This window comes from Rhodococcus sp. M8 (genome assembly GCF_015654185.1).
GTDB classification, from domain to species: domain Bacteria; phylum Actinomycetota; class Actinomycetes; order Mycobacteriales; family Mycobacteriaceae; genus Rhodococcus; species Rhodococcus aetherivorans.
In genome coordinates this window covers 1,495,237-1,518,064 of record NZ_CP064065.1, presented here as the reverse complement: position 1 = coordinate 1,518,064, position 22,828 = coordinate 1,495,237, and the positions used below count along the sequence as shown (strand labels likewise).

Below are 22,828 nucleotides of genomic sequence, written 5' to 3'. Positions count from 1 at the left end.
CCTACGGTACGGTAGGCGCATGGCCATTTCGGACATCAAGGAGTACGCGCACCTCACGGAGGCGGACGTCGAGGCCCTCGGCCGAGAACTCGACGCCATCCGGCGAGACATCGAGGACTCCCGCGGCGAACGCGACGCCCGCTACATCCGCAACACGATCCGGCTGCAGCGCGGCCTGGAACTCGGCGGGCGCGCGGCGCTGTTCGGCAGCCGCCGGCGTCCGCTGTGGCTGCTCGGTGCGGGCCTGCTCGGCGTCTCGAAGATCATCGAGAACATGGAGCTCGGGCACAACGTGATGCACGGGCAGTGGGACTGGATGAACGATCCCGAGGTCCACTCCGCCAGCTGGGAGTGGGACAACGCCGACCCGTCCGCGCACTGGAAGCAGACCCACAACTACCTGCACCACAAGTACACCAACATCCTCGGCATGGACGACGACGTGGGATACGGCCTGCTGCGGGTCACGCGGGACCAGCGCTGGTCGCCGTTCAACTACGGCAACATCGTCTACAACGCGCTGCTCGCCCTGCTGTTCCAGTACGGCGTCGCGGTCCAGCATCTCGAGCTCGGCAAGGTGGCCAAGGGCCGCGACGACCGCGCCGAGACCAAGCGCAAGCTGCGCGAGGTCGGGGACAAGATCGGTCGCCAGATCGTCAAGGACTACGTGGTCTACCCGGCGCTGACGGGCAAGGCCTGGAAGTCCACGCTGACCGCGAACATGACGGCGAATGTCATCCGGAACCTGTGGACCAACGCGGTCATCTTCTGCGGGCACTTCCCCGACGGCGCCGAGAAGTTCACCAAGGCCGACGTCGACAACGAGTCGCAGGCGCAGTGGTACCTGCGGCAGATGCTCGGCAGCGCCAACATCTCCGGCGGCCCCGTCATGGACTTCATGACCGGCAACCTGAGCTACCAGATCGAGCACCACCTGTTCCCGGACCTGCCGTCCAACCGGTACGCCGAGATCGCGGTGAAGGTCCGGCAGCTGTGCGACAAGTACGACCTGCCGTACACCACCGGCCCGCTCGCGGTGCAGTACTTCAAGTCGTGGCGCACCATCGCCAAGCTGTCGCTGCCGAACAAGTACCTCGCCGACACCCCGGACGCCGCACCCGAAACCGCGTCCGAACGCGGCTTCGGCGGCACCGCCGTGGTGGACCCCGCGACCGGCCGGCGACGCGGTCTGGCGACCGCGATCCGCGAGAACCGCCGGGTCCGCGGCGTGCGCCGCCTCCTGGGCATGCGCTGATCCCGAGCCTGCATCGAGCGCCCGGCGTCCCCGTGACGCCGGGCGCTCGGCGTCACGGGCCGTATCACCGGCTCTCGGTCACCAGGTCTCGTTCGCGGCGATCGCGGTCAACAGAGCCCGCACCGCCATCGCGCGGCGCCGGGACTTGCCCTCGAGTTCGTCGAGCGCGCACTCGGGATCCGCAGGCGGGCCCAGGTGGGTGCAGCCGCGGGGGCAGGCCTCCACCGCCTCGGCAAGATCCGAGAAGGCGGCGATCACGTTGTCGGCGCCGATGTGCGCGAGTCCGAACGACCTGATACCGGGCGTGTCGATCACCCAACCACCGCCCGGCAGCGGCAACGCCACCGACTGCGTGGAGGTGTGCCGGCCCTTCCCGACGCCCGAGACCGCCCCGATGGCCCGGTCGGCATCCGGGACGAGTCTGTTGACCAGGGTCGACTTCCCGACGCCGGAGTGGCCGATCAGGGCCGTCACCTTGCCGGTGAGCATCTCCCGGAGTTCCGTCAGGTCCCGATCCTGTCCGGCCAGCATCACGCGGACGTCCAGGTCGGCGAATTGCGCGGTGAACTCGGCCGGATCGGCGAGATCGCTCTTGGTCAGGCACAGCACCGGGTCGAGACCGCCCGCGTACGCGGCGACCATGGACCGTTCGACCAGCCCAGTCCGCGGCGGCGGATCGGCCAGCGCGACGACGATCAGCAGTTGCTCCGCGTTGGCCACGACGATCCGCTCGAACGGGTCGGTGTCGTCGGCGGTGCGGCGCAGCACCGTGGTGCGCTCCTCTACCCGCACGATCCGCGCCAGGGTGTCGGGCCGTCCCGACAGGTCCCCGACCACGGCGACCCGGTCGCCAACCACGACGGGGGTGCGGCCGAGCTCACGGGCCCGCATCGCCACCACCGGCCGTGCCGGATCGCCGCCCAGCACGCAGCCCCACCGACCGCGGTCGACCGAGACCACCATCGCCTCGGCGGCGTCGAGATGAGCCGGCCGGTCCTTCGTGCGCGGACGCGAGCCCTTGCCCGGACGGATCCGGACATCGGACTCGTCGTAGGTGCGCCGGCTCAGGAGCGTGCTCCCGTCAGCATCCCGGCCCACAGCTCGGGGAAGTTCGGCAGGGTCTTGGCGGTCGTGCCGATGTCCTCGACCTCGACGCCGTCGACCACGAGGCCCACGATCGCGCCCGCCGTGGCCATCCGGTGATCCGCGTACGAATGCCAGCGCCCGCCGTGCAGCGGCGCGGGCGCGATGTGCAGGCCGTCGGCGGTCTCGGTCGCGGCGCCGCCGAGCTTGCCGAGCTCCGTGGCCAGGGCGGCCAGGCGGTCCGTCTCGTGCCCGCGCAGGTGCGCGATGCCCCGCAGCGTGGACGGGGTCGTCGCCAGCGCCGCGAGCGCTGCGACGGTGGGGGCGAGCTCACCCACGTCGTGCAGGTCGATGTCGAGGCCGCGCAGGCGCTCCGGGCCGCGCACGGTGAGCGTGCCGCCGGACAGGGCGACGTCGGCGCCCATCTGCTGGAGGATGCCGCGGATCGCGTCGCCGGCCTGGGTGGTGCGCTGCGGCCACCGCGGCACCGACACCGTGCCGCCCGTGACGGCCGCGGCCGCCAGGAACGGGGTCGCATTGGACAGATCCGGCTCGACCACGCGGTCCACCGCGCGGATCGGGCCCGGCGCGACCCGCCAGGTGTTGGGCACGGTGGTGTCCACCGTCACCCCGGACTCGCGCAGCATGTCGACGGTCATGTCGATGTGCGGCATGGACGGCACGGCCGCCCCGGCGTGCCGGACCGTGACGCCCTCGTCGAACGCCGCGGCGGACAGCAGCAGCCCCGAGACGAACTGCGACGAGCCGGACGCGTCGATGGTGACGACACCGCCGCGCAGGCGGCCGCGCCCGTGCACGGTGAAGGGCAGGGTGTCGCCGTCGACGTCGGCGCCGAGCGAGCGCAGGGCCTCGAGGACCGTGCCCATCGGCCGCGTGCGCGCCTGCTCGTCGCCGTCGAAGAAGACGTCGCCGTCGGCCAGTGCCGCGACGGGCGGCACGAATCGCATCACCGTGCCGGCCAGGCCGCAGTCCACCCGGGCGCCGTGCAGCCGGCCGGGGGTGACATGCAGGGTGGTGCCGTCGTCGCGTTCGTCGATCGTCGCGCCGAGTCCGCGCAGGGCGCCGATCATCAGGTCGGTGTCGCGGCTGCGCAGCGCGCCGGTCACGGTCGACGGGCCGTCCGCGAGCGCGGCGAGGATCAGGGCGCGGTTGGTGATCGACTTGGACCCGGGCAGCGTGACGGAACTGTCGACGGGTGACTCGGCTCGGGGCGCACTCCACGGATTCACCCGTCCATCTTCGCCCATCCGCGCGCGAGGGCCACACCTGCCACACTTCGAAGCCGTGTGCGGCCGGCATGCGGTGACGGCGGATCCGGCGGATGCGCTGGGGGACCGTCCCGTCGTTCGCCACCGAGATTAGCCGGAGCGCAACGCTTTTCAACACCCGACCCGAATCGGCCGCGCTCGAGCCCGCTTTCGCGCGGCCGGTGCGGCACCGGCGGTGCCTGGTGCCGACGGACGGCTGGTACGAGTGGCAGCACGACCCGTCGTCGGCCGAGGTCGGCAGCGTCCGCAACCACGGTCCCGGACTGCTCGCCCCGGCCTCGCCCGCCGCCGAGCAGCTCACCCTGCTCTGACGCCCGGCGCCGAATCAGGCCCCGGTGGTGATCGGCGCCACCACCGCGCCCGCGAGCCGCACCAGGTCCGCCGGCGCGAGTTCGATCTCGAGGCCGCGGCGTCCCGCGCTGCACAGGACCCGATCCCACTGTTGCGCGGAGGCGTCGACGGCGGTGCGCAGCCGGCTGCGCTGGCCCAGCGGTGAAATCCCCCCGAGGACGTAGCCGGTGGCGCGCTCGGCGTCGCTGCGCTCGGCCATGACCGCCTTACCGCCACCGAGGACGGCCGCCGCCGCCTTGAGCGAAAGGGTCGCCGGGACCGGGATCACGGCCACCGCGAGCTTGCCGTCGGAGAGTTTGATCACCAGGGTCTTGAAGATCTGTGCGGGGACCACCCCGAGCCGCTGCCCGAGCATCTCGACGGCCTCGGAGCCGAAGGAGCCGGCCCGCGGGTCGTGCGGGTACTCGTGGACGCGGTGGGTGACGTTCTCGCGCAGCAGCAGCTTCGTCGCGGGAGTGGAGGTCGAGGCCATGCGCGCCAATGTAGGGAACAAGGGCCGGAGCTGTCGTGTTGATTCCGGGTGGCCGCCCCGATCGGGCGCGGCCGGTGACCGAGAGCGAGGGAGTACCGCGTGCCTGTGCTGTGCCCGCCCCGACCGGTAGCCTTCACGGATACGGCAAGTGAAGGGATCGGTGTGGTCGAGGAGTCTGGTGCGGAACTGGCCGAACGGTTCGAGCGGGATGCACTGCCCCTGCTCGATCAGCTCTACGGCGCGGCCCTGCGGATGACCCGCAACCCTGCGGACGCGGAGGATCTGGTTCAGGAGACGTATATCAAGGCGTTCTCCGCCTTCTCCTCGTTCAAGGAGGGCACCAACCTCAAGGCGTGGTTGTACCGCATCCTGACGAACACCTACATCAACTCCTACCGCAAGAAGCAGCGCCAGCCCGCGCAGTACCCGACGGAGGAGATCACCGACTGGCAGCTCGCGGCGACCGCCGAGCACAGCTCCACCGGTCTGCGGTCGGCCGAGGTCGAGGCGCTCGATGCGCTTCCCGACGACGACGTCAAGGCTGCGCTGCAGGAGCTGCCCGAGGAGTTCCGGATGGCGGTGTACTACGCCGACGTCGAGGGCTTCCCGTACAAGGAGATCGCGGAGATCATGGGCACCCCCATCGGCACGGTGATGTCGCGGCTGCACCGCGGCCGCAAGCAGTTGCGCGGCCTGCTGGCCGATGTCGCGCGGGAGCGGGGATTCAACCGGAGCGGAGCCGTCGACGCGGCCGTCGGAGACGGTGCGGACAAGAAGGAGGTCTCGAGGTGAGCGAGTCGGCCGACTTCGATCAGCTCGACTGTTCCGCGGTGATCGCGGACGTCTACCTGCTGCTCGACAGCGAGTGCGACGATCGGTCGCGTGAGCGCCTGCAGCGCCATCTCGACGACTGCGGGTCCTGCCTCGAGGCGTACGGGCTCGAGTCCCAGCTCAAGTCCCTGCTGAGCCGCAAATGCGGCGGCGAGCACGCTCCGGAGGGCCTCCGGGAGCGGCTGCTGATAGAGATCCGGCGGACCGTCGTCGTGACGACCCGCACCGACGTCCGGGATTGAGCCACCAACGAGTGAGGGGGCCGGAAGCAGCTGCTTCCGGCCCCCTCACGCGTGTGCGCGCGCCTCAGGCGTTGGGACGCTTGCCGTGGTTGGCGGCGTTGCCCTTGCGGCTGCGCTTCTTGCGGCCTCGCTTACCCATGGTCCGATCTCCTTTCTGGTTCATTACAGTGTTTCACGTGTGGTCCGGTGGCCCTGAAAGCAGGGCCACCGTCTTCTTCGTGGAATGAGGTGCCCGATGGCCGAGGACGTGCGCGCCGAGATGGTCTCCACCGTGTTCGAGGTGGTCGTGCAGGAGGGGGACGTCGTCGCCGAAGGCGACACACTGGTGATCCTGGAGTCCATGAAGATGGAGATCCCGGTGCTCGCCGAGACGTCCGGCACCGTGACATCGCTGGACGTGGTCGTCGGCGACGTCGTCCAGCAGGGCGATCTCATCGCGGTCATCTCCTGAGTCCGCACGTGCCCCCCGTGTCCACCCTCAGTGCCCTCCTCGCCGAGCACACCGACCTGCCGGGCGGTGCGGTCGATCACCTCCAGCGGGTCGTCGGCGAATGGCAGTTGCTCGCGGACCTGTCCTTCGCGGACGTCCTGTTGTGGGTGAGCGCGGAGCCGGGTGGGGTGGTGTGCGTGGCGCAGTGCCGACCCACCACCGCCTCGACCGTGCTGCCCGAGGACATGGTGGGTTCGGTGGTCTCCGAACGGGAGCACCCACACGTGCTGCGGGCCCTCGAGACCGGAGTGGTCGTCTCCGCGGACTCACGGCCCAGCCACGTTGCGCCCCTGCGCCGTCAGGCCGTGCCGGTCCGCTGGGATGGGCAGGTCATCGCGGTCCTGAGCCGCGACGCGGCGACCGTGGCGCGGCGCACCAAGAGCGCCCTCGAGACCGCCTACCTCGAATGCGCCGACGCCTTGTTCACGATGATCTGCGAAGGCACCTTCCCGAATCCGGAATCCCGATCGGACACCAAGTCCAGTCCGCGGGCCGGGGACGGCTTCATCCGCCTCGACCGGTCCGGCCGGGTGGTGTACGCGAGCCCGAACGCCCTGTCCGCCTACCACCGGATGGGCCTGAACTCCGACCTGCTCGGCCAGAACCTGATCGAGACGACGCGCGCGCTGGTGACCGATCCGTTCGAGAGCGAGGACGTCGAGACCTATCTGCGCGGAGCGGTGCACGGCAAGCTGGGGCGGCCCATGGAGATCGAGGCCCGCGGCGCCACCGTGCTGCTGCGCGCGCTGGTGCTCGCGCCCGGCGGCCGGCTCGAGGGCGCTGCGGTGGTCATCCGCGACGTCACCGAGGTCAAGCGGCGCGACCGGGCGTTGCTGAGCAAGGACGCCACGATCCGGGAGATCCACCACCGGGTGAAGAACAACCTGCAGACGGTCGCGGCCCTGCTGCGGCTGCAGGCACGGCGCACCGGCAACACCGAGGCCCGGCAGGCCCTCGCCGAGGCGGTACGCCGGGTGACGTCGATCGCGCTCGTGCACGAAGCGCTGTCGATGTCGGTGGACGAGGAGGTCGATCTCGACGACGTCGTCGACCGGCTTATCCCCATCGTCGTCGACGTCGCGGCCGTGGGCAGCCAGGTCCGGGTGCGCCGGGAGGGCAGCCTCGGGGTCTTCCCCGCCGAGCGGGCGACACCGCTGGTGATGGTGCTCACCGAACTCGTGCAGAACTCCGTGGAACACGCCTTCGACCCGGGTGCCTCCGGGACCGTGACGCTGCGCGCCGAGCGGTCGGCCCGCTGGCTCGACGTGGTGGTCCACGACGAGGGCAAGGGTCTGCCGGAGGGGTTCGACCTCGGCAGCTCGGACCGCTTGGGCCTGCAGATCGTGCGCACGCTCGTCGCCGCGGAACTCGGCGGGACGTTGCGGCTCGAACGGGCTGCGCCGACCGGCACCGACGCGCGGCTGCGGGTTCCGCTGGGCCGGGTGACACTCGGCTGAGACGGTGTCGCCGTGTCCCTGCCGGGAGGGTGTCGCCGTGTCCCTGCCGGGAGGGTGTCGCCGTGTCCCTGCCGGGACGGGGGAGCGCGGCCTCCGGACGCGGGAAGGCCCGGCACCGAAACGGTGCCGGGCCTTCCCGGAGCTCTGTGGCGTAGGTCGCGTCAGACCGCGGTGCGTGCCCGGGTACGGGCGTTGCGGCGCTTGAGGGCGCGACGCTCGTCCTCGCTCATGCCGCCCCAGACGCCCGCGTCCTGGCCGGACTCGAGGGCCCACGAGAGGCACTCGGCGGTGACGGGGCAGCGGTTGCACACGAGCTTGGCGTCGGCGATCTGCGCGAGGGCCGGACCGCTGTTGCCGACGGGGAAGAACAGCTCGGGATCCTCGTCGCGGCAGATGGCCTTGTGGCGCCAGTCCATGCTTCTACTCTCCTTCGATAGTGCTCGTCGCACCGGCTGATCGTGGTGGCAAGTTCATGTGCGCGTCGGCAAGTGTTTCCGCGCGGTTACTTGTGAATGCTTTCACGAACCAGCGTGAAGTCAATAGAAAACGTCACGACCGTGGGGAAGCTCACGCCGACGGTGTCCCGGGTATTTGGGTTCGAACTTCCTTTGTACACCTCGGGAAACGAAAATGTAACCCGGATCACGTACGGGCGTCGGCGCGCCCGGGACACGGGGCCACGACGTCGAGCACGGCGGGCACCGACACGAACTCCACTTCGGTGCGAAGGCCCAGGTAGTCGCCGTCGACCTGCAGGCCGATCGGCCGGGACGACACCGCCTGCACCCGCGCGACGTCGTCGACGCGCACCAGGCGACGGGAGTTCGGATCGCCGCGCCGCGCGAGCAGCTGGCGGACCACCCGCAGGCTCGCGAACACCGCCGTCGTCGTCATCGCGAAGACTCCGAGCCCGGTCTCGAACGAGGTGCCCGGGTTGGTGTGCACCGGGCGCTTGTCGAGGTAGGTCCACGGGCTCGAATTGGAGACGAACGCGTAGTACACGCCCGGGATCGGTGGCCGGCCGGGCAGCGTCAACGTCAGCGCGGGTTCGGCGCCCTTCGACTTGAAGAACTGCGTGATCGAATGCGCGACGTAACGCGCGGTGGTGACCTTCCGCCCGCCCAGCCGGCTCAGGTCGATGGCCTCGCACACCTGCGCGTCGAGCCCGAGTCCCGCATTGAAGACGAACCACCGGCCGTCGCAGTGGCCGAGGCCGATCCGGCGGGTGGTGCGCTGGGCCAGCAGGTCGAGCAACTGCTCGGTCGCCCTCACCGGATCGGCGTCCACGCCCAGCGACCGGGCGAAGACATTGGCCGAGCCGCCGGGGACCACCGCGAGCAGGGGGAGAGTGGGGTCGGCCACCCGTTCCGACGGGGTGCCGAGCAGGCCGTTGACGATCTCGTTGACGGTGCCGTCGCCGCCGTGCGCGACGACGACGTCCATCCCGTCGGCGTGCGCCGAGCGGGCCAGTTCGGCGGCGTGCCCCCGATGGGTGGTGTGGGCGACGGTGAGGGAGACCCGGTCGGCGAGCGCACGGGCCAGCCGGTCGCGACCGGCCGGAGTGGTGGTCGTCGCGTTGGGGTTCACGATCAGCAGTGCGCGCACGGAGCATCAGCCTAAGTGGTCTCGTACGGGTCCACTACGCTGGCCGGGTGTCCACCGAGTCGCCACGCAGCACCGTTCCGTCGACCGTTCGAGCCGCGGGTGGTCTCGTCGTCCTCGAAGGCGTGATCGCCATCGGCTTCGCTGTGGTCTCCGTGGTCCGGGCCCTCACGGGCGGGCACGACCAGACGGTCGGCAACGGCTACGGCCTCGCACTGTGGCTGGGGATCCTGTTCGGCGGCGTGCTCGCGGCCGGGATCGCGCTGCTGCGGGGCAAGCGGTGGGGGCGGGCCGTGGCGATCGTCGCCCAGCTGTTGCTGCTGCCGGTGGCCTGGTCGCTGCTGACGGACTCCCACCAGGTCGTGCTCGGCATCCTGCTCGCCCTGATCGTGGTGCCGGCGCTGGTGCTGCTGTTCAGCCCGCCGACGACGCGCTGGCTGGCGCAGGACTACGCCCCGGACGCCGACGACGTGGCCTGATCTCCGCCGAGCGCGGCGAGTGCCTGCCCGCTGAGGCGGAAGGTGGTCCACTCGTCCTGCGGGACGGCGCCGAGCGAGCGGTAGAACCCGAACGACGGCGTGTTCCAGTCCAGCACCGACCAGCTCAGGCGGCTGTAGCCGCGGTCGACGCATTCGCGGGCCAGTGCCGCGAGCAGAGCGCGGCCGTGGCCGTGGCCCCGGTGCTCGGGCCGGACGTACAGGTCCTCGAGGTAGATGCCGTGCACCCCGTCCCAGGTGGAGAAGTTGCGGAACCACAGCGCCATGCCCACCACCGTTGCCTGTGCGTCCTCTGCGACGTGGGCGAACGCGGCGGCGTCCCTGCCGAACAACGCCGTGTGCAGCTGCTCGGGCACGACGGTGCACTCGGCGCGGGCCTTCTCGTACTCGGCCAGCTCGTAGACGAGGGCGGTGAGGGCGTCGACGTCGGTGGGACGGGCGCGGCGGATCACGATCGGGGGCCTTTCGTGGGGATCGGCGACCCGCCGGACGGCGGAAGTCGCGGTCGATTCTCGCGTTCGGACGACTTTTAGGCGAGGATCGTTCCGTGACAACGGTACTTGCGGTGGCAAATCAGAAGGGTGGCGTCGCGAAGACGACCACCGTCGCGTCTCTGGCGGCCGCCCTGGCCGGGTTGGGGCAGCGGGTGCTCGTCGTCGACCTGGACCCGCAGGGATGCCTGACATTCTCGCTCGGGCACAACCCCGACCGGCTCGAACGCTCGGTGCACGACGTGCTGGTCGGGGCGGCGGAGGCCAAGGAGGTTCTGCTCGACACGGACGAGGGCTTCACGTTGCTGCCCGCGACGATCGACCTCGCCGGGGCCGAGGCGCTGCTGCTGATGCGACCGGGGCGGGAGTTCACCCTCCGGCGGGCGCTGGCCCCGCTGCTCGACAGTTTCGACGTCGTCGTGATCGACTGCCCGCCGTCGCTGGGCGTGCTCACGCTCAACGGCCTGACCGCCGCGCAGTCCGTGCTCGTGCCCCTGCAGTGCGAGACCCTCGCGCACCGCGGCGTCGGGCAGCTGCTGCGCACCGTCGCCGAGGTCAAGCAGATCACCAACCCCGACCTCGAGCTCCTCGGTGCCCTGCCGACGCTCTACGACGCCCGCACGACGCACAGCCGCGACGTGCTCGCCGACGTCGCCGACCGGTACGACATGCCGGTGCTCGCGCCGCCGATCCCGCGTACCGTGCGCTTCGCGGAGGCGTCGGCGTCGGGGGCATCGGTGCTCGCCGGCCGGAAGAACAAGGGCGCCGAGGCCTATCGCGAGCTGGCCGAGAACCTGCTCGCCCACTGGCGCGACGGCAAGAAGCTGGTCACCTTCACGTCGTGAGGTGCGCGGTGAGTTCCTCGGGGACTCATCGCAGCACCACGACCTGCGGCCCGCGCTGCTCGAGCACCGAAGTCCCGGCGACCGCCACGTTCACCACACCCGGTTCGTCGCGCACGACCGGAATCCGGCCCTGCACCGCCCCGGTGGCAGGCTCGACCACCGCGAGGGCGTCGCGCACCGGCAGCAGCAGGGCCCCGGCCATGGCGGCGCCGGTGCCCGTCGTCCCGGGCAGCGTCCACCGCGGCACCAGGTCGTCGCCGCCGAGGGCGACGGTCTCCGTGCCCGACCACCACGTGAGGAACGAACCCTGCACCGCGGCGGGGAACACCGCGTTCGGCGTCGCCGCGGCCGACAGCGGGTGCCGGGCGGTCAGCGTGCCGGCGGCGTCGTATCCGGCGAGAACGGGCCCGGAGGAGGCGGTAGGCGGCAGGTACAGCACCGTGCGCTCACCGCTCACCGCGACGACGCGCGTACCCATGTCGTCCGGCCCCAGTTCCGGCAGCACCGACGAGGCGATCTCCTTCGGCTGGGAGTCTGCCTCCGGGGTCGTCTCGAGCAGCGTCAACCGGTCCGCCTCTTCGCCCGGGCAGCGTTCGACGACCGCCAGCCGGGTGTTGCTGGCCGCGGCCGAGCGCAGCGTGCACCCGTTGCGGGGTTGCGCCCCCGGCACGACGGGCGCGTCCACGCGCCCGTACTCGAGCGTGCGCACGAGATCCGACCGCCACAGTTCGAGGCGGGTGTCGCCCCGCGAGATCACGTGGGTGTCGGCGGCGGTGAGGGTCACTGCGTCGTCGGCGTCGCTGGAACGCTGCGCCCCGCGCATCCCCGAATCGGGGACCAGCTGGGTCACCTGGCTGCATCCCCGCTGGTCGCGGTACACCGCCACGGCGGTGCGCCAGTCCTCCACGACCCCGCACAGCGGCATGTCGCGGCCGTAGCGCCACAGCTCGGCGCCCGAGTCGAGGGCGCGGCCGGTGACCGTGCCGTCGTCGCCGGTGACCACGACACCTCCGACCGCGATCGGACGGGACGTCGCACCGCTGGGGGCCCGCCACGCCTCCGTCAGCGTCGACGGCACCGCCGTCGCGGACGCCGGCGCCTCGGGTGCCGCGTCGGTCGTGACGGACACGGTGCCGCGCGCGTCCGACCGCAGCCAGACGACGCTCGCCGCCGCGACGACCGCGACGGCGAGCAGGAGGGCTGCGATCAGGTCCGCCCGGGTTCTGCGCTCCGGTGCGAGCATCGCGGCCGACTACTGGGCAGCCGAGGCCGTGACCGTGTCGCTCTTCGCCGTCGCGGAGGAACCGCCGCGGCGCCGGCGCCGGCGCCGGCGTGCGGGCGCCGCCGTCCCGTCCCCGGAGTCCTCGGCCTGCTCCGACGCGGCGCTCGTGTTCTCGGGTCCGGTGTTCTCGGCACTTCCGGAGTCGGGCCGGCCACCGCGGGTGCGCCGGCGGACCCGGGTGCGCTTGGGGCGTGCCGCGTCCTCGGCGTCCTCGGCGGCCTCCTCGCGGGCGGGCCGCTCCGCCGGCGCCTTGCGGACCGTGCCGGTCGTGCCTTCGGGGATGCCCAGCTCCTCGAACAGGTGCGGCGAACTTGAGTACGTCTCGACCGGGTCGGACAGGCCGAGGTCGAGGGCCTTGTCGATGAGCTGCCAGCGCGGGATGTCGTCCCAGTCGACCAGGGTGACGGCGATGCCGGTGCGCCCCGCCCGGCCGGTGCGGCCGATGCGGTGGACGTAGGTCTTCTCGTCCTCGGGGCACTGGTAGTTCACGACGTGGGTGACGTCGTCGATGTCGATCCCGCGGGCGGCCACGTCGGTGGCCACGAGCACGTCGATCTTGCCCTTGCGGAACCTGTCGAGGGCCTTCTCCCGGGCGATCTGCCCCAGGTCGCCGTGCACGGCTCCGACGGCGAAGCCGCGCTCGGCGAGCTCGTCGGCGACCTTCTGCGCGGTGCGCTTGGTGCGGGTGAAGATCATCGTGGCGCCCCGGCCCTCGGCCTGCAGCACCCGCGCCACCAGCTCCGCCTTGTCGAGTGCGTGCGCGCGGTAGACGAGCTGGTTGGTGCGCTCGTGCACCGCGGAGGACTCCGGCTCCTCGGCCCGGATGTGCGTCGGGCGCGTGAGGAAGGTGCGGGCGAGCGTGATGATCGGGCCGGGCATCGTCGCCGAGAACAGCATCGTCTGGCGGCGGTCGGGCACCATGCCGAGAATGCGCTCGATGTCCGGGAGGAAGCCGAGGTCGAGCATCTCGTCCGCCTCGTCCATCACCAGGATGCCGATCTTGCCGAGGATCAGGTGACCCTGGTTGGCGAGATCCAGCAGGCGGCCCGGGGTCCCGACAACGACGTCGACGCCCTTCTTCAGCACGTCGACCTGTGTCTCGTACGGGCGCCCGCCGTAGACGGACAGGACCTTCAGCGGTCCGTCGGCGCCGCGGAGGTACTTGGCGGCGTTCTCGAGGTCCTGCGTGACCTGCAGGCACAGCTCGCGCGTCGGCACGATCACCAGGGCGCGGGGCGTTCCGTCGAGGGCGGTGGTGCCGGACGCGGTGGTGGTGAGGCGGTGCAGCAGCGGGACACCGAACCCGAAGGTCTTGCCCATGCCGGTGCGTGCCTGTCCGATCAGGTCGTCGCCGGCGAGGGCGAGGGGGAGCGTCAGCTCCTGGATGGCGAAGGTGCGCTCGATGCCCATCTCGGCGAGAGCGCGGACGATCTCGTCCCGCACGCCCAGCTCGCCGAACGTGGGCGGGGTGTGGGTGGAGTCGAGTTGGGCCGACACCGTGGTTTCGGTGGCGTCGTCTTCGTGGTCGACAGTGATCTTGCTCAGGGGTCTGGCCTTCCTGGTCTCGGCACGCACGCACGAGTGGAGAGGCGACCGGCCTGCGCCTCAGCGAGAGCGACCGGAACGGGCTCTGCGAGGCGCGGCAGCGATCTGCGATCGGGTGCGCGCACATCATCGGTGAAGTCCGCGGGGCCGGTGGTCGGCGCCTCGAGGCGCGGCCTTCCAGGACCATTGTACCGTGAGCCGCGCGGTCACCGGCTGGGTACTACGCTGTGTCGTCATGGGAGCCGAAACGTCGCCGTCCGCCGCAGAGTCTCGTCCACCCGCCGCTCCGGCGCGCGTCCCGGCCGATCATCCCGGCGTCGCCGAGTTGTTCGCGGTGCTCGCCTACGGTGAGATCTCGGCCTTCTACCGCCTCGCCGACGATGCACGGATGTCGCCGAGCCTGCAGGGGCGGGTGGCGTTCGCGAGCATGGCCGCCGCGGAGATGAGCCACTTCGAGACGCTGCACGCCGCGCTCACCGCGCGCGGCGTGGAGATCTACACGGCGATGGAGCCCTACCGGCGCGCCCTCGACGCGTACCACGCGTCCACGAACCCCTCGAACTGGCACGAGTCGCTGGTCAAGGCGTATGTCGGCGACGGCATCGCCGCCGACTTCTACCGCGAGATCGCCGGCACCCTCGCCCCCGAGGTGGCGGAGGTCGTGCGGGAGGTCCTCGCCGAGACCGGGCACTCGGAGTTCGTGGTGCACGAGGTGCGCGAGGCGGTGCGGCGCAGCGCGGCCGACAAGGACCGGCTGATGCTGTGGGGACGGCGGCTGCTCGGCGAGGCCATCACCCAGGCGCAGTACGTGATGGCCCAGCGTGAGGACCTCACCGATCTGGTGATCGCCGCGTCCGGTGATCTCACCGACATTGCCGCGTTGTTCGACCGGATGCAGCTCGAGCACGCCGAGCGGATGGCGGTGCTGGGACTGCACTAGCCTGGGCGGGGACAGCTGTAGAGCCCTGAGAGTTCGGAGGTCGACCGTGGAGGTCAAGATCGGTGTTGCGGACAGTCCCCGCGAGCTCACCGTGATCAGCGAGCAGACGCCCGACGAGGTCGAGTCGCTCGTGGCGCAAGCCCTGGCCGGCGAGAAGGACGGCGTGCTGACACTCGTCGACGAGAAGGGCCGCAAGCTCATCGTGCAGGCGGCGCGGGTCACCTACGTCGAGATCGGTCCCGCCGACATTCGCAAGGTCGGGTTCGCGGCGACCTAGAACGACGGCATCACGACGAAGGGCCGGGGCTGCTGCCCCGGCCCTTCTGTCGTCGCGGGCGCGGCCCCGGCCCTGGGGTCGGCGCCGTCTGGTCGGCGCCCTCCGGTTACCGCCTGCGCAGCTCCGGCTGCAGCGGCACGTGCGAGAGTCCACCCCAGGCGAGAGCGACCGTGGTGTCGACGGCGTCCTCCTTCGGAATCGGCCGGGCGGCCTCGAGCCAGTAGCGGGCGGTGAACTGGCTGGTGCCGACGAGGCCGACCGCCAGGATGCGCGCCCGGTAGGGGTCCAGACCGGAGTCGTGGCTCACCAGGTCGAACACCGCGTCGACGCAGGCCTCGGTGGCCTGCTCCACGCGGTGCGCCACCTGCGGCTCGCCCATCAGGTCCGATTCGAACACCAGACGGAAACCCTGCGAGTCGTTGTCGACGAAGTCGAAGAACGCCTGCACCGCGGCGCGGACGCGCTGCCTGTTGTCGGTGGTCGACCGCAGGGCCTGGCGGACTCCGGCGATCAGGCTGTCGACGTAGCTCTGCAGCACAGCGCAGTAGAGTTCGAGCTTGCCGGGAAAGTGCTGGTACAGCACCGGCTTGCTGACCCCGGCGCACTCGGCGATCTCGTCCATGCCGGCCGCGTGGTATCCGCGGGTGACGAAGACTTCGCTGGCTGCAGCGAGGAGCTGGACCCGGCGCTCGTCCCGCGGCATCCGGGCGCCGCGTCGAGTGCCGGTGCCGTTGCCCGAGCTGGTGGCGCGGCCGGACGATGTCCGGGCTGCGAGTTCGGTCATGTCGCTCCCAATCCGAAAAATTCGTCGAAGTGATGCCTACCACTACGACGTGCAATCGTCTCTGCACGTTACAGGCCAGGGGGCCTCGAGGTGCCGTGCACCCCTACCCACGAGTATCCCAGCTGAAGGCCCACTGTGCGCGGCGCCACATCGGCGTGGCGGCGGTCGGCGCCCGCGCTCGGCGACCCGGCACGGCCGGCGACGGCCGTATGAGAGTCTGGCAACCGTGACCGACCGAGCAGGAGCCGGCGTGACGGACACACCGCGCCGCCCGGTGCGCAGTCCGCACCGGACACCCGAGGACCGGACGTCCGACCGGCGACGCAGCCGCGCCCCTTCCCACCAGCCTCTGCGAGCTCAGTGGGATCCCGTCTCGGGCGGGGGGAAGGTTCCTCGCCCGCCGCGCCCGGACCGCGGGGTGCGCAGGCAGACCCGGCTCGGCCGGTTCGTCGCGACCTACGGATGGCGGGCCTACGCCATACCCGTCCTCGCGGTCCTCACGGTGATCGTCCTGGTGGATGCGCTGCGCACCGGTGGCAGCACGCCCGAGGCCACGGCGGCCGGGGACGCGGCGGCCGCATCCGGCGACGTGGTGGGCGTGCCCGCGCCGGTCGCGGACGGCACGTTCCCCGCCGATCTGCCGTCCGGCGCGCTCCCGGACGGCGGGCCGTTCACGGTGGCCGGCGCCGGCACCTGGCGGGTGGTGCCCGGGACCAGCGGTCAGGTCGGCACCGGCCGCGTCTACACCTACACCGTGGAGATCGAGGACGGGGTCGACGCCACCGGCTACGGCGGCGACGCGGCGTTCGCCCGGATGGTCGACGAGACCCTGGCCAACCCGAAGAGCTGGACACAGGACCCGGCGTTCGCGTTCCGTCGCGTCGATCAGGGCGTGCCCGACTTCCGGGTGTCGCTGACGTCCCAGATGACGATCCGGCAGGGCTGCGGGTACGACATCGAGCTGGAGGTGTCGTGCTACAACCCGGGCCTGGGCCGGGTCCTGCTCAACGAGCCGCGGTGGGTGCGTGGCGCCGTCGCATTCCAGGGTGACATCGGCTCCTACCGTCAGTATCAGATCAACCACGAGGTCGGGCACGCCATCGGCTTCGCCGCCCACGAGGGGTGCGGCAGCGACGGGGGCCTCGCGCCGATCATGATGCAGCAGTCCTTCGGCACCGCCAACGACGACATCGCCGGCCTCGATCCCGAGGGCCTCGTCCCCCGCGACGGACTCACCTGCAGGTTCAACCCGTGGCCGTATCCGCGGGCGTGAGGATGGGACAATCGGGTAACCGCCCGATCGAGCCGGCCGAGGAGCTGTCGTGAGCCCATTACCACCTCTGGTGGAACCCGCTGCGGACCTGACGCGCGAGGAGGTGGCCCGCTACAGCCGGCACCTGATCATCCCCGGGGTGGGGGTGGTGGGGCAGCGGCGGCTGAAGAACGCGCGGGTGCTGTGCATCGGCGCCGGCGGCCTGGGTTCGCCGGTGCTGCTCTACCTCGCTGCGGCGGGTGTCGGCACCCTCGGCATCGTCGAGTTCGACGATGTCGAATCGTCCAACCTGCAACGGCAGGTGATCCACGGGATCGCCGACGTGGGCCGCCCCAAGGGGGAGAGCGCCCGCGACACGATCCGCGGGATCAACGACAACGTGGAGGTGCGGCTGCACCCGGTGCGCCTGGACCCCGGCAACGCCGTCGCACTGTTCGAGCAGTACGACCTGATCCTCGACGGCACCGACAACTTCGCCACCCGTTACCTCGTCAACGACGCCGCGGTCCTCGCCGGCAAGCCGTACGTATGGGGGTCGATCTTCCGGTTCGAGGGACAGGTGTCGGTGTTCTGGGAGGCCGCACCGGACGGGCGGGGGCTGAACTACCGGGACCTGTACCCGGAGGCGCCGCCGCCCGGGATGGTCCCGTCCTGCGCCGAGGGCGGCGTGCTCGGGGTGCTCTGCGCGTCCGTCGGGTCGATCATGGCCACCGAGGCGGTCAAGCTGATCACCGGTATCGGCGAGTCGCTGCTCGGACGCCTGATGATCTATGACGCTCTCGCGATGAGCTACCGGACGGTGACGTTGTGCCGCGACCCGGGCCGGGTGCCGGTGACGGGGCTGGTCGACTACGAGTCCTTCTGCGGTGTGGTGCCGGACGACGGCGCAGCCGCCCTCGCCGAGTCGACCATCACCCCGACCGAGCTGCGCCGGCTGCTCGAGTCGGACCGGGAGATCGAGCTGATCGACGTGCGCGAGCCGGTCGAGTGGGACATCGTCCACATCGAGGGGGCGCGGCTGATCCCGAAGGACCGCATCCTCTCCGGCGAGGCGCTGGCGGAGCTGCCGCAGCACAGGCCGATCGTGCTGCACTGCAAGACGGGGATCCGCTCGGCCGAGGCCCTCGCGGTGCTGAAGAAGGCCGGTTTCGCGGACGCCACGCACCTGCAGGGCGGGGTGCTCGCGTGGGCGCAGCAGGTGGACCCTTCGCTGCCCGTGTACTGAGGGGAACCCGTGTACTGAGGGGAATACGGGGAAGATAACGATGCGGGAATGGTGTCCCCGGGTAACGGAGTGCCTTCCCCTCAACGGGGCGGCGCCGACTGTACGGTGTGCCCCGTGAGTCCCCTCGAACCCCCGCAGCACGTGCGCTCGACCTTCGGCCTCCGCGACGTCGAACCGGTCCCGCTCGGGGCGGACTGGGACGGTGGCTGGCGGTGCGGCGACGTGGTGCTCTCGCCGGTCGCCGACCATGCCCGCGCAGCGTGGTCGGCGAAGGTGCGCGAGACCCTCGGGGTCGACGGGGTGCGACTGGCGCGGCCCGTCCGCTCCACCGACGGCCGCTACGTCGTCTCCGGTTGGCGCGCCGACACCTACATCGTGGGCACCTCCGAACCGCGGCACGACGAGGTGGTGGCCCTGTCGCTGCGGCTGCACGCGGCCACCGCCCAGCTGGAGCGGCCGCGCTTCCTCATGCAGCCGCCCGTGGCGCCGTGGGAGGACGTCGACGTGTTCGTCGCCGCCGACCGCGCGGCGTGGGAGGCGGTGCCCCTGCGCACCGCCCGCGCCGCCGGCGCCCCGGAAACCGTCACCCCCGACGGACGCAAGAGCATCGACCTGATCAACCAGCTCGCGACGCTGCGCAAGCCGGTCCACCTGCCCGATCAGCTCGTGCACGGTGACCTGTTCGGCACCGTGCTCTTCGCCGGCAGCGCCGCGCCGGGCCTGACCGACATCACCCCCTACTGGCGGCCCGCGTCGTGGGCGGCCGGTGTCGCCGTCGTCGACGCGCTGTCGTGGGGCGGGGCCGACGACGAGCTCATCGGCCGGTGGGAGGACCTGCCGGAATGGCCGCAGATGCTGTTGCGCGCAGTGATGTTCCGGCTCGCCGTGCACGCCCTGCATCCGCGCTCCACGGAGGAGGCGTTCCCGGGGCTGGCACACACCTCGGATCTGGTGCGGCTGCTCCTCTAGCCTTCGCCGCCGCGCAGCTCCCCGAACATCGCGAGCGCGGCGGCGGTGGCGCGGCCGGGCTCTCCCGCGACGACGGCGAGCACCAGCTCGCGGTGCTCGTCGTGGAACCCCGCCCCCGTCTCGTCGACGCGGCGCCGGATCGTCTCCTCGATGACGGGCAGCAGCGAGTCGTAGAACTCGAGGTACACGGCGTTGTGGCTGGCCTCGACGATCGCGCGGTGCAGGGCGACGTCGGCGGCGAGGGCGGCGGCCGAACGCGGGTCGGCCCACGCGCGCATCCGCGCGTCGAACAGTTCGGTCAGGTGCGCGGCGTCCGCGTCGGTGCGGCGCCGGGCGGCGAGCGCTGCGGCGGTGACGTCCAGAGCCTGCCGCAGTTCGAGCACGTCCTGCTCGTGGGCGTCGGCGAAGTAGGTGCCGAGAGCGCTGCCCACCTCCGAGGTGGCGACGACGTAGGTGCCCGAGCCCTGCCGCCGCTCCAGCAGCCCCGAGTGCACGAGCGCCTGCACGGCTTCGCGCACGGTGTTGCGGCCCGTCCCGGTCAGCTCGGCCAGGGCGGGTTCGGGAGGGATGCGGGTGCCCACCGCCCAGGCGCCGGTACGGATCTGGTCGCGCAACTGCTCGGTGACCTGGGCGATGAGGCTGGTGCGTCGCACGGTGCGCATGGGGATCCTTCCTGCATCCGGAAAACACCTTCGACGATAGACGTCGGGTCATCCTATGATTTCGCTCGTGGCTGTCACCGGTGCCGGATCCTCGTCCCCGTCCCTCCTGCGGGGACGGCTCCTGGTCTTCGTTGCGATCGTGATGTCCGCGCTCACGCTGCGCCTCGCCGTGACCTCGTTCAGCCCGCTCGCCGAGCAGATCCGCGCCGAGCTCGGTTTCGCGCCCGCCGTGGTGGGCGTGTTCGGCATGGTGCCGACCGCGATGTTCGCGGTGTTCGGGCTGCTCACCCCCGTCATCGCGCGCCGGGCCGGGCTCGAGGCCACGGCCCTCGTCGCGATGCTGGCCGCCGGATTCGGCATGGCAGCGCGCGCGCTGACCCACGAGACGTGGACACTGCTCGCGTTCTCCGCGCTCGCGCTCGCCGGGATGGGGGTCGGCAACGTGGTGATCCCGCCACTGGTCAAGAGGTACTTCTCCGACCGGCTCGCGGTCGTGAGCACCGTGTACATCGTCGGCGTCCAGATCGGGACGGTGCTGCCGGCCCTCGCGGCGGTCCCCGTCGCCGAGGCCGCCGGGTGGCGCTGGTCCATCGGGCTGTGGGCGGCGTGGGCGTTCGCCGCGGCGATCCCGTGGATCGGCGTCCTGTACCGGGCCCGCGGCACGCGTCCGGCCGCCGGCGACGCGCCGCACTCCCAGCCCACGCCCGGCCGGGTGTGGCGCTCGCCCGTCGCGTGGGGCATGGCCGGCATGTTCGGCATGACCTCGCTGATCACCTACTCGATGTTCACCTGGATCCCCGCGGTGCTGCTCGACGCCGGCGGCAGCGAGGCGCTCGGCGGCGCCATGATCGCCCTGTTCTCGTTCGTCGGCCTGACCGCCTCGTTCGTCGCTCCCGCCGCGTGCGCCCGCATGCGGGATCCGTTCCCGCTCGTCGTCGTGTGCGTGGCGTGCTACGCGGTGGGGTTCACCGGTCTGCTGCTCGCGCCGCTGACGGCCACGGCGCTGTGGGTGCTGGCGATCGGCGTCGGGCCGACCACGTTCCCCATGGCGCTCACCCTGATCAATCTGCGCACCCGCACCCACGCAGCGTCCGCCGCACTGTCCGGCTTCACCCAGGGTCTCGGCTACACCGTCGCGTGTCTCGGCCCGGTGCTGGTCGGTGTGCTGCGCGAGGCCACCGGCGGCTGGACGGCGCCGTTCGCGTTCCTCGGGTGTGCGGCGCTCGTGGTGCTCATCGCCGGCCGGGTCGCCTGCCGGCCCCGGTACGTCGAGGACACCTGGGGCGGTTCCGGTGCCGGTCCACAGCCCGCGAGCACCCGCGGCGCCGACCTCACGGAGGCCTCCTGCCGCAGGTGAGCATCTCTTGACGCGGCAGTCACCGAGGGCAGCACCGCGGCAACACCCGTTTCCTACCTTGGGTCCATCGATACCGACCCGAGGAAGGGGCATGGGGTGGCCGCAACGACCGGAGTATCACCGACCGAAGGCCTGCGTGCGAAGTTCGCGCGCAAGCACCGCATCGAACACTGGGACGCCGAGGACACGGCGGCATGGGAAGCCGGCGGCAAGGAGATCGCGAAGCGGAACCTGATCTGGTCCGTCCTGGCCGAGCACGTCGGCTTCTCCGTCTGGTCCATCTGGTCCGTGATGGTGCTGTTCATGCCGGCCGACGTCTACGGCATCGATCCCGCCGGCAAGTTCTTCCTCGTCGCGGTGCCCACCCTCGTGGGCTCGCTGCTGCGCATTCCCTACACCGTCGCCACGGCCCGGTTCGGCGGTCGGAACTGGACGGTGTTCAGCGCGCTGGTGCTGCTGATCCCCACCCTCGCGGCCCTGTACCTGATGCTCAACCCCGGCTTCTCGTACACCACCTTCCTGGTGGTGGCCGCGGTCGCCGGACTCGGCGGCGGCAACTTCGCCTCGTCGATGACCAACATCAACGCCTTCTACCCGCAGCGGCTCAAGGGCTGGGCGCTGGGCCTGAACGCGGGCGGCGGCAACATCGGCGTGCCGGTGGTCCAGCTCGTCGGCCTGCTCGTCATCGCCACCGTCGGCAACACCGAGCCGTGGATCGTGTGTGCCGTCTACCTGGTGCTGTGTGCCTTCGCCGCGCTCGGCGCGGCCCTGTTCATGGACAACCTCGGTGACCAGCGCGCCGACCTGCGGGCGATGGGCGAATCCCTGAGGTACCGCGACTCGTGGATCCTCAGCTTCCTCTACATCGGCACCTTCGGCTCCTTCATCGGCTTCAGCTTCGCGTTCGGGCAGGTGCTGCAGATCAACTTCCTGGCCGGGGGCGCGACCGCCGCCGAGGCCTCCCTGCACGCCGCGCAGATCGCGTTCATCGGCCCGCTGCTCGGCTCGATCGCCCGGCCCCTCGGCGGCAAGCTGGCCGACCGGATCGGGGGCGGCCGGATCACGCTGTACACGTTCGCGGCAATGGCCCTCGCGGCGGGACTGCTCGTCACCGCCGGCACCCTCGACGACGCCACCGCCGGCGCCGCCACCGGCGGCATCATGGTGACCTTCGTCCTCGGGTTCATCGCCCTGTTCCTGCTCTCGGGCATCGGCAACGGCTCCGTCTACAAGATGATCCCGTCCATCTTCGAGGCCAAGGCGCAGAGCCTCGACTCGCTCGACCGGGCCGGGAAGGCCGCATGGGCGCGCAGCATGTCCGGCGCCCTGATCGGATTCGCCGGCGCCATCGGCGGACTCGGCGGCGTCGGGATCAACCTGGTGCTGCGCGCGTCCTACAGCAGCGAAGCCAAGTCGGCGACCATGGCGTTCTGGGTGTTCCTCGCCTTCTACCTGGTCTGCATCGTCGTCACCTGGGCCGTGTTCCTGCGCCGACCCACCGCCCCGCCCGCGGAGACGCCCGCACCGCGCGACGTCACCGCCGACACGGTGGCCACCCGCGTCTGACCGCGGCCGGCCCCCATCACGTACGCAAGGAAGAAGGAAACGG

Annotated in this window: 26 protein-coding genes; 15 read left to right on the top strand and 11 right to left on the bottom strand. The window is 71.3% G+C overall.

Translation table 11 applies throughout. The annotated features are described in order from the left end of the window. Positions 1-19: 19 nt before the first annotated feature. Positions 20-1,255, top strand: coding sequence for a fatty acid desaturase family protein (locus ISO16_RS06845; protein ID WP_006942700.1), 1,236 nt, complete (start codon positions 20-22; stop codon positions 1,253-1,255). Between the two features lie 78 nt (positions 1,256-1,333). Here the strand turns inward: ISO16_RS06845 and rsgA are convergent, their stop codons facing one another. Beyond that, on the bottom strand, positions 1,334-2,353 hold the full coding sequence (rsgA, locus tag ISO16_RS06840; protein ID WP_006942701.1) for a ribosome small subunit-dependent GTPase A: 1,020 nt from the start codon (positions 2,351-2,353) through the stop codon (positions 1,334-1,336). Then, positions 2,320-3,606 carry a 3-phosphoshikimate 1-carboxyvinyltransferase gene (gene aroA, locus ISO16_RS06835; protein ID WP_170914100.1) on the bottom strand — a complete coding sequence of 429 codons (1,287 nt, stop codon included), beginning with the start codon at positions 3,604-3,606 and terminating at the stop codon, positions 2,320-2,322. The genes rsgA and aroA overlap by 34 nt, the downstream gene beginning before the upstream one ends. 65 nt (positions 3,607-3,671) lie before the next feature. Here aroA and ISO16_RS06830 point away from each other — a divergent pair, with 65 nt between their 5' ends. Beyond that, positions 3,672-3,938, top strand: coding sequence for an SOS response-associated peptidase family protein (locus ISO16_RS06830; protein WP_326839325.1), 267 nt, complete (start codon positions 3,672-3,674; stop codon positions 3,936-3,938). A 14-nt stretch (positions 3,939-3,952) separates the two neighbouring features. Here the strand turns inward: ISO16_RS06830 and ybaK are convergent, their stop codons facing one another. Then, positions 3,953-4,450, bottom strand: a complete 498-nt coding sequence (gene ybaK, locus ISO16_RS06825; protein ID WP_006942704.1) for a Cys-tRNA(Pro) deacylase — start codon at positions 4,448-4,450, stop codon at positions 3,953-3,955. Positions 4,451-4,612: 162 nt separating this feature from the next. On the opposite strand from ybaK, the gene ISO16_RS06820 reads away from it, so the two are divergent. Together ISO16_RS06820 and rsrA are read left to right on the top strand one after the other, a co-directional pair. Then, positions 4,613-5,242 carry a sigma-70 family RNA polymerase sigma factor gene (locus tag ISO16_RS06820; protein ID WP_037200997.1) on the top strand — a complete coding sequence of 210 codons (630 nt, stop codon included), beginning with the start codon at positions 4,613-4,615 and terminating at the stop codon, positions 5,240-5,242. Continuing rightward, positions 5,239-5,523, top strand: coding sequence for a mycothiol system anti-sigma-R factor (gene rsrA, locus ISO16_RS06815; protein ID WP_006942706.1), 285 nt, complete (start codon positions 5,239-5,241; stop codon positions 5,521-5,523). The genes ISO16_RS06820 and rsrA overlap by 4 nt, the downstream gene beginning before the upstream one ends. Before the next feature lie 64 nt (positions 5,524-5,587). Here the strand turns inward: rsrA and ISO16_RS29035 are convergent, their stop codons facing one another. Beyond that, positions 5,588-5,662 carry a 50S ribosomal protein bL37 gene (locus ISO16_RS29035; protein WP_022597109.1) on the bottom strand — a complete coding sequence of 25 codons (75 nt, stop codon included), beginning with the start codon at positions 5,660-5,662 and terminating at the stop codon, positions 5,588-5,590. Between the two features lie 96 nt (positions 5,663-5,758). Between ISO16_RS29035 and ISO16_RS06810 the strand changes: the two genes are divergently transcribed. Together ISO16_RS06810 and ISO16_RS06805 are read left to right on the top strand one after the other, a co-directional pair. Next, entirely contained in the window at positions 5,759-5,974 is a 216-nt protein-coding gene (locus ISO16_RS06810) for a biotin/lipoyl-binding carrier protein (RefSeq protein WP_003939128.1), read from the top strand. Positions 5,975-5,991: 17 nt separating this feature from the next. Next, the gene (locus tag ISO16_RS06805) at positions 5,992-7,470 is read left to right on the top strand and encodes a sensor histidine kinase (RefSeq protein WP_006942716.1); all 1,479 of its coding nucleotides are present in this window, start codon (positions 5,992-5,994) and stop codon (positions 7,468-7,470) included. A gap of 161 nt (positions 7,471-7,631) precedes the next feature. Here ISO16_RS06805 and ISO16_RS06800 read toward each other — a convergent pair whose 3' ends face one another. After that, a complete protein-coding gene (locus tag ISO16_RS06800; protein WP_006550236.1) occupies positions 7,632-7,886 on the bottom strand; it encodes a WhiB family transcriptional regulator in 255 nt (84 codons plus the stop codon). Positions 7,887-8,112: 226 nt separating this feature from the next. Further along, positions 8,113-9,075 carry a diacylglycerol/lipid kinase family protein gene (locus tag ISO16_RS06795; protein ID WP_072635576.1) on the bottom strand — a complete coding sequence of 321 codons (963 nt, stop codon included), beginning with the start codon at positions 9,073-9,075 and terminating at the stop codon, positions 8,113-8,115. Positions 9,076-9,122: 47 nt separating this feature from the next. Here ISO16_RS06795 and ISO16_RS06790 point away from each other — a divergent pair, with 47 nt between their 5' ends. Next, a complete protein-coding gene (locus ISO16_RS06790; protein ID WP_006942719.1) occupies positions 9,123-9,551 on the top strand; it encodes a hypothetical protein in 429 nt (142 codons plus the stop codon). Here ISO16_RS06790 and ISO16_RS06785 read toward each other — a convergent pair. Next, on the bottom strand, positions 9,521-10,021 hold the full coding sequence (locus tag ISO16_RS06785; RefSeq protein ID WP_072635575.1) for a GNAT family N-acetyltransferase: 501 nt from the start codon (positions 10,019-10,021) through the stop codon (positions 9,521-9,523). The genes ISO16_RS06790 and ISO16_RS06785 overlap by 31 nt on opposite strands. Positions 10,022-10,116: 95 nt before the next feature. On the opposite strand from ISO16_RS06785, the gene ISO16_RS06780 reads away from it, so the two are divergent. Then, complete coding sequence (locus ISO16_RS06780; RefSeq protein WP_006942721.1) at positions 10,117-10,905, top strand: ParA family protein; 789 nt, start codon at positions 10,117-10,119, stop codon at positions 10,903-10,905. 25 nt (positions 10,906-10,930) lie between these two features. Here the strand turns inward: ISO16_RS06780 and ISO16_RS06775 are convergent, their stop codons facing one another. Continuing rightward, entirely contained in the window at positions 10,931-12,148 is a 1,218-nt protein-coding gene (locus ISO16_RS06775; protein WP_072635574.1) for an Rv3212 family protein, read from the bottom strand. Positions 12,149-12,157: 9 nt separating this feature from the next. After that, positions 12,158-13,762, bottom strand: a complete 1,605-nt coding sequence (locus ISO16_RS06770; protein WP_072635573.1) for a DEAD/DEAH box helicase — start codon at positions 13,760-13,762, stop codon at positions 12,158-12,160. A 205-nt stretch (positions 13,763-13,967) separates the two neighbouring features. Here ISO16_RS06770 and ISO16_RS06765 point away from each other — a divergent pair, with 205 nt between their 5' ends. Both ISO16_RS06765 and ISO16_RS06760 read left to right on the top strand, forming a co-directional pair. Next, positions 13,968-14,672 carry a ferritin-like fold-containing protein gene (locus ISO16_RS06765; protein ID WP_029544591.1) on the top strand — a complete coding sequence of 235 codons (705 nt, stop codon included), beginning with the start codon at positions 13,968-13,970 and terminating at the stop codon, positions 14,670-14,672. 46 nt (positions 14,673-14,718) lie between these two features. Continuing rightward, on the top strand, positions 14,719-14,949 hold the full coding sequence (locus tag ISO16_RS06760; protein WP_006942731.1) for a DUF3107 domain-containing protein: 231 nt from the start codon (positions 14,719-14,721) through the stop codon (positions 14,947-14,949). Between the two features lie 106 nt (positions 14,950-15,055). Here the strand turns inward: ISO16_RS06760 and ISO16_RS06755 are convergent, their stop codons facing one another. After that, positions 15,056-15,733 (bottom strand): TetR/AcrR family transcriptional regulator, encoded by a 678-nt coding sequence (locus tag ISO16_RS06755; protein ID WP_006942732.1) that lies wholly within the window; start codon positions 15,731-15,733, stop codon positions 15,056-15,058. 226 nt (positions 15,734-15,959) lie between these two features. On the opposite strand from ISO16_RS06755, the gene ISO16_RS06750 reads away from it, so the two are divergent. The 3 genes from ISO16_RS06750 to ISO16_RS06740 all read left to right on the top strand — a co-directional run bounded on the left by ISO16_RS06750 (position 15,960) and on the right by ISO16_RS06740 (position 19,200). Continuing rightward, a complete protein-coding gene (locus tag ISO16_RS06750) occupies positions 15,960-17,006 on the top strand; it encodes a DUF3152 domain-containing protein (protein WP_442800812.1) in 1,047 nt (348 codons plus the stop codon). 49 nt (positions 17,007-17,055) lie between these two features. Further along, a complete protein-coding gene (moeZ, locus tag ISO16_RS06745; RefSeq protein ID WP_072635572.1) occupies positions 17,056-18,231 on the top strand; it encodes an adenylyltransferase/sulfurtransferase MoeZ in 1,176 nt (391 codons plus the stop codon). A gap of 114 nt (positions 18,232-18,345) precedes the next feature. Then, entirely contained in the window at positions 18,346-19,200 is an 855-nt protein-coding gene (locus ISO16_RS06740; protein ID WP_006942736.1) for a TIGR02569 family protein, read from the top strand. Here ISO16_RS06740 and ISO16_RS06735 read toward each other — a convergent pair. Continuing rightward, positions 19,197-19,862, bottom strand: coding sequence for a FadR/GntR family transcriptional regulator (locus ISO16_RS06735; RefSeq protein ID WP_006942737.1), 666 nt, complete (start codon positions 19,860-19,862; stop codon positions 19,197-19,199). The two genes, ISO16_RS06740 and ISO16_RS06735, sit on opposite strands and share 4 nt — an antisense overlap. Positions 19,863-19,917: 55 nt before the next feature. Between ISO16_RS06735 and ISO16_RS06730 the strand changes: the two genes are divergently transcribed. Together ISO16_RS06730 and ISO16_RS06725 are read left to right on the top strand one after the other, a co-directional pair. Continuing rightward, positions 19,918-21,219 (top strand): MFS transporter, encoded by a 1,302-nt coding sequence (locus tag ISO16_RS06730; protein WP_072635571.1) that lies wholly within the window; start codon positions 19,918-19,920, stop codon positions 21,217-21,219. A 96-nt stretch (positions 21,220-21,315) separates the two neighbouring features. Then, complete coding sequence (locus tag ISO16_RS06725; protein WP_006942740.1) at positions 21,316-22,785, top strand: nitrate/nitrite transporter; 1,470 nt, start codon at positions 21,316-21,318, stop codon at positions 22,783-22,785. Positions 22,786-22,828 lie beyond the last annotated feature (43 nt).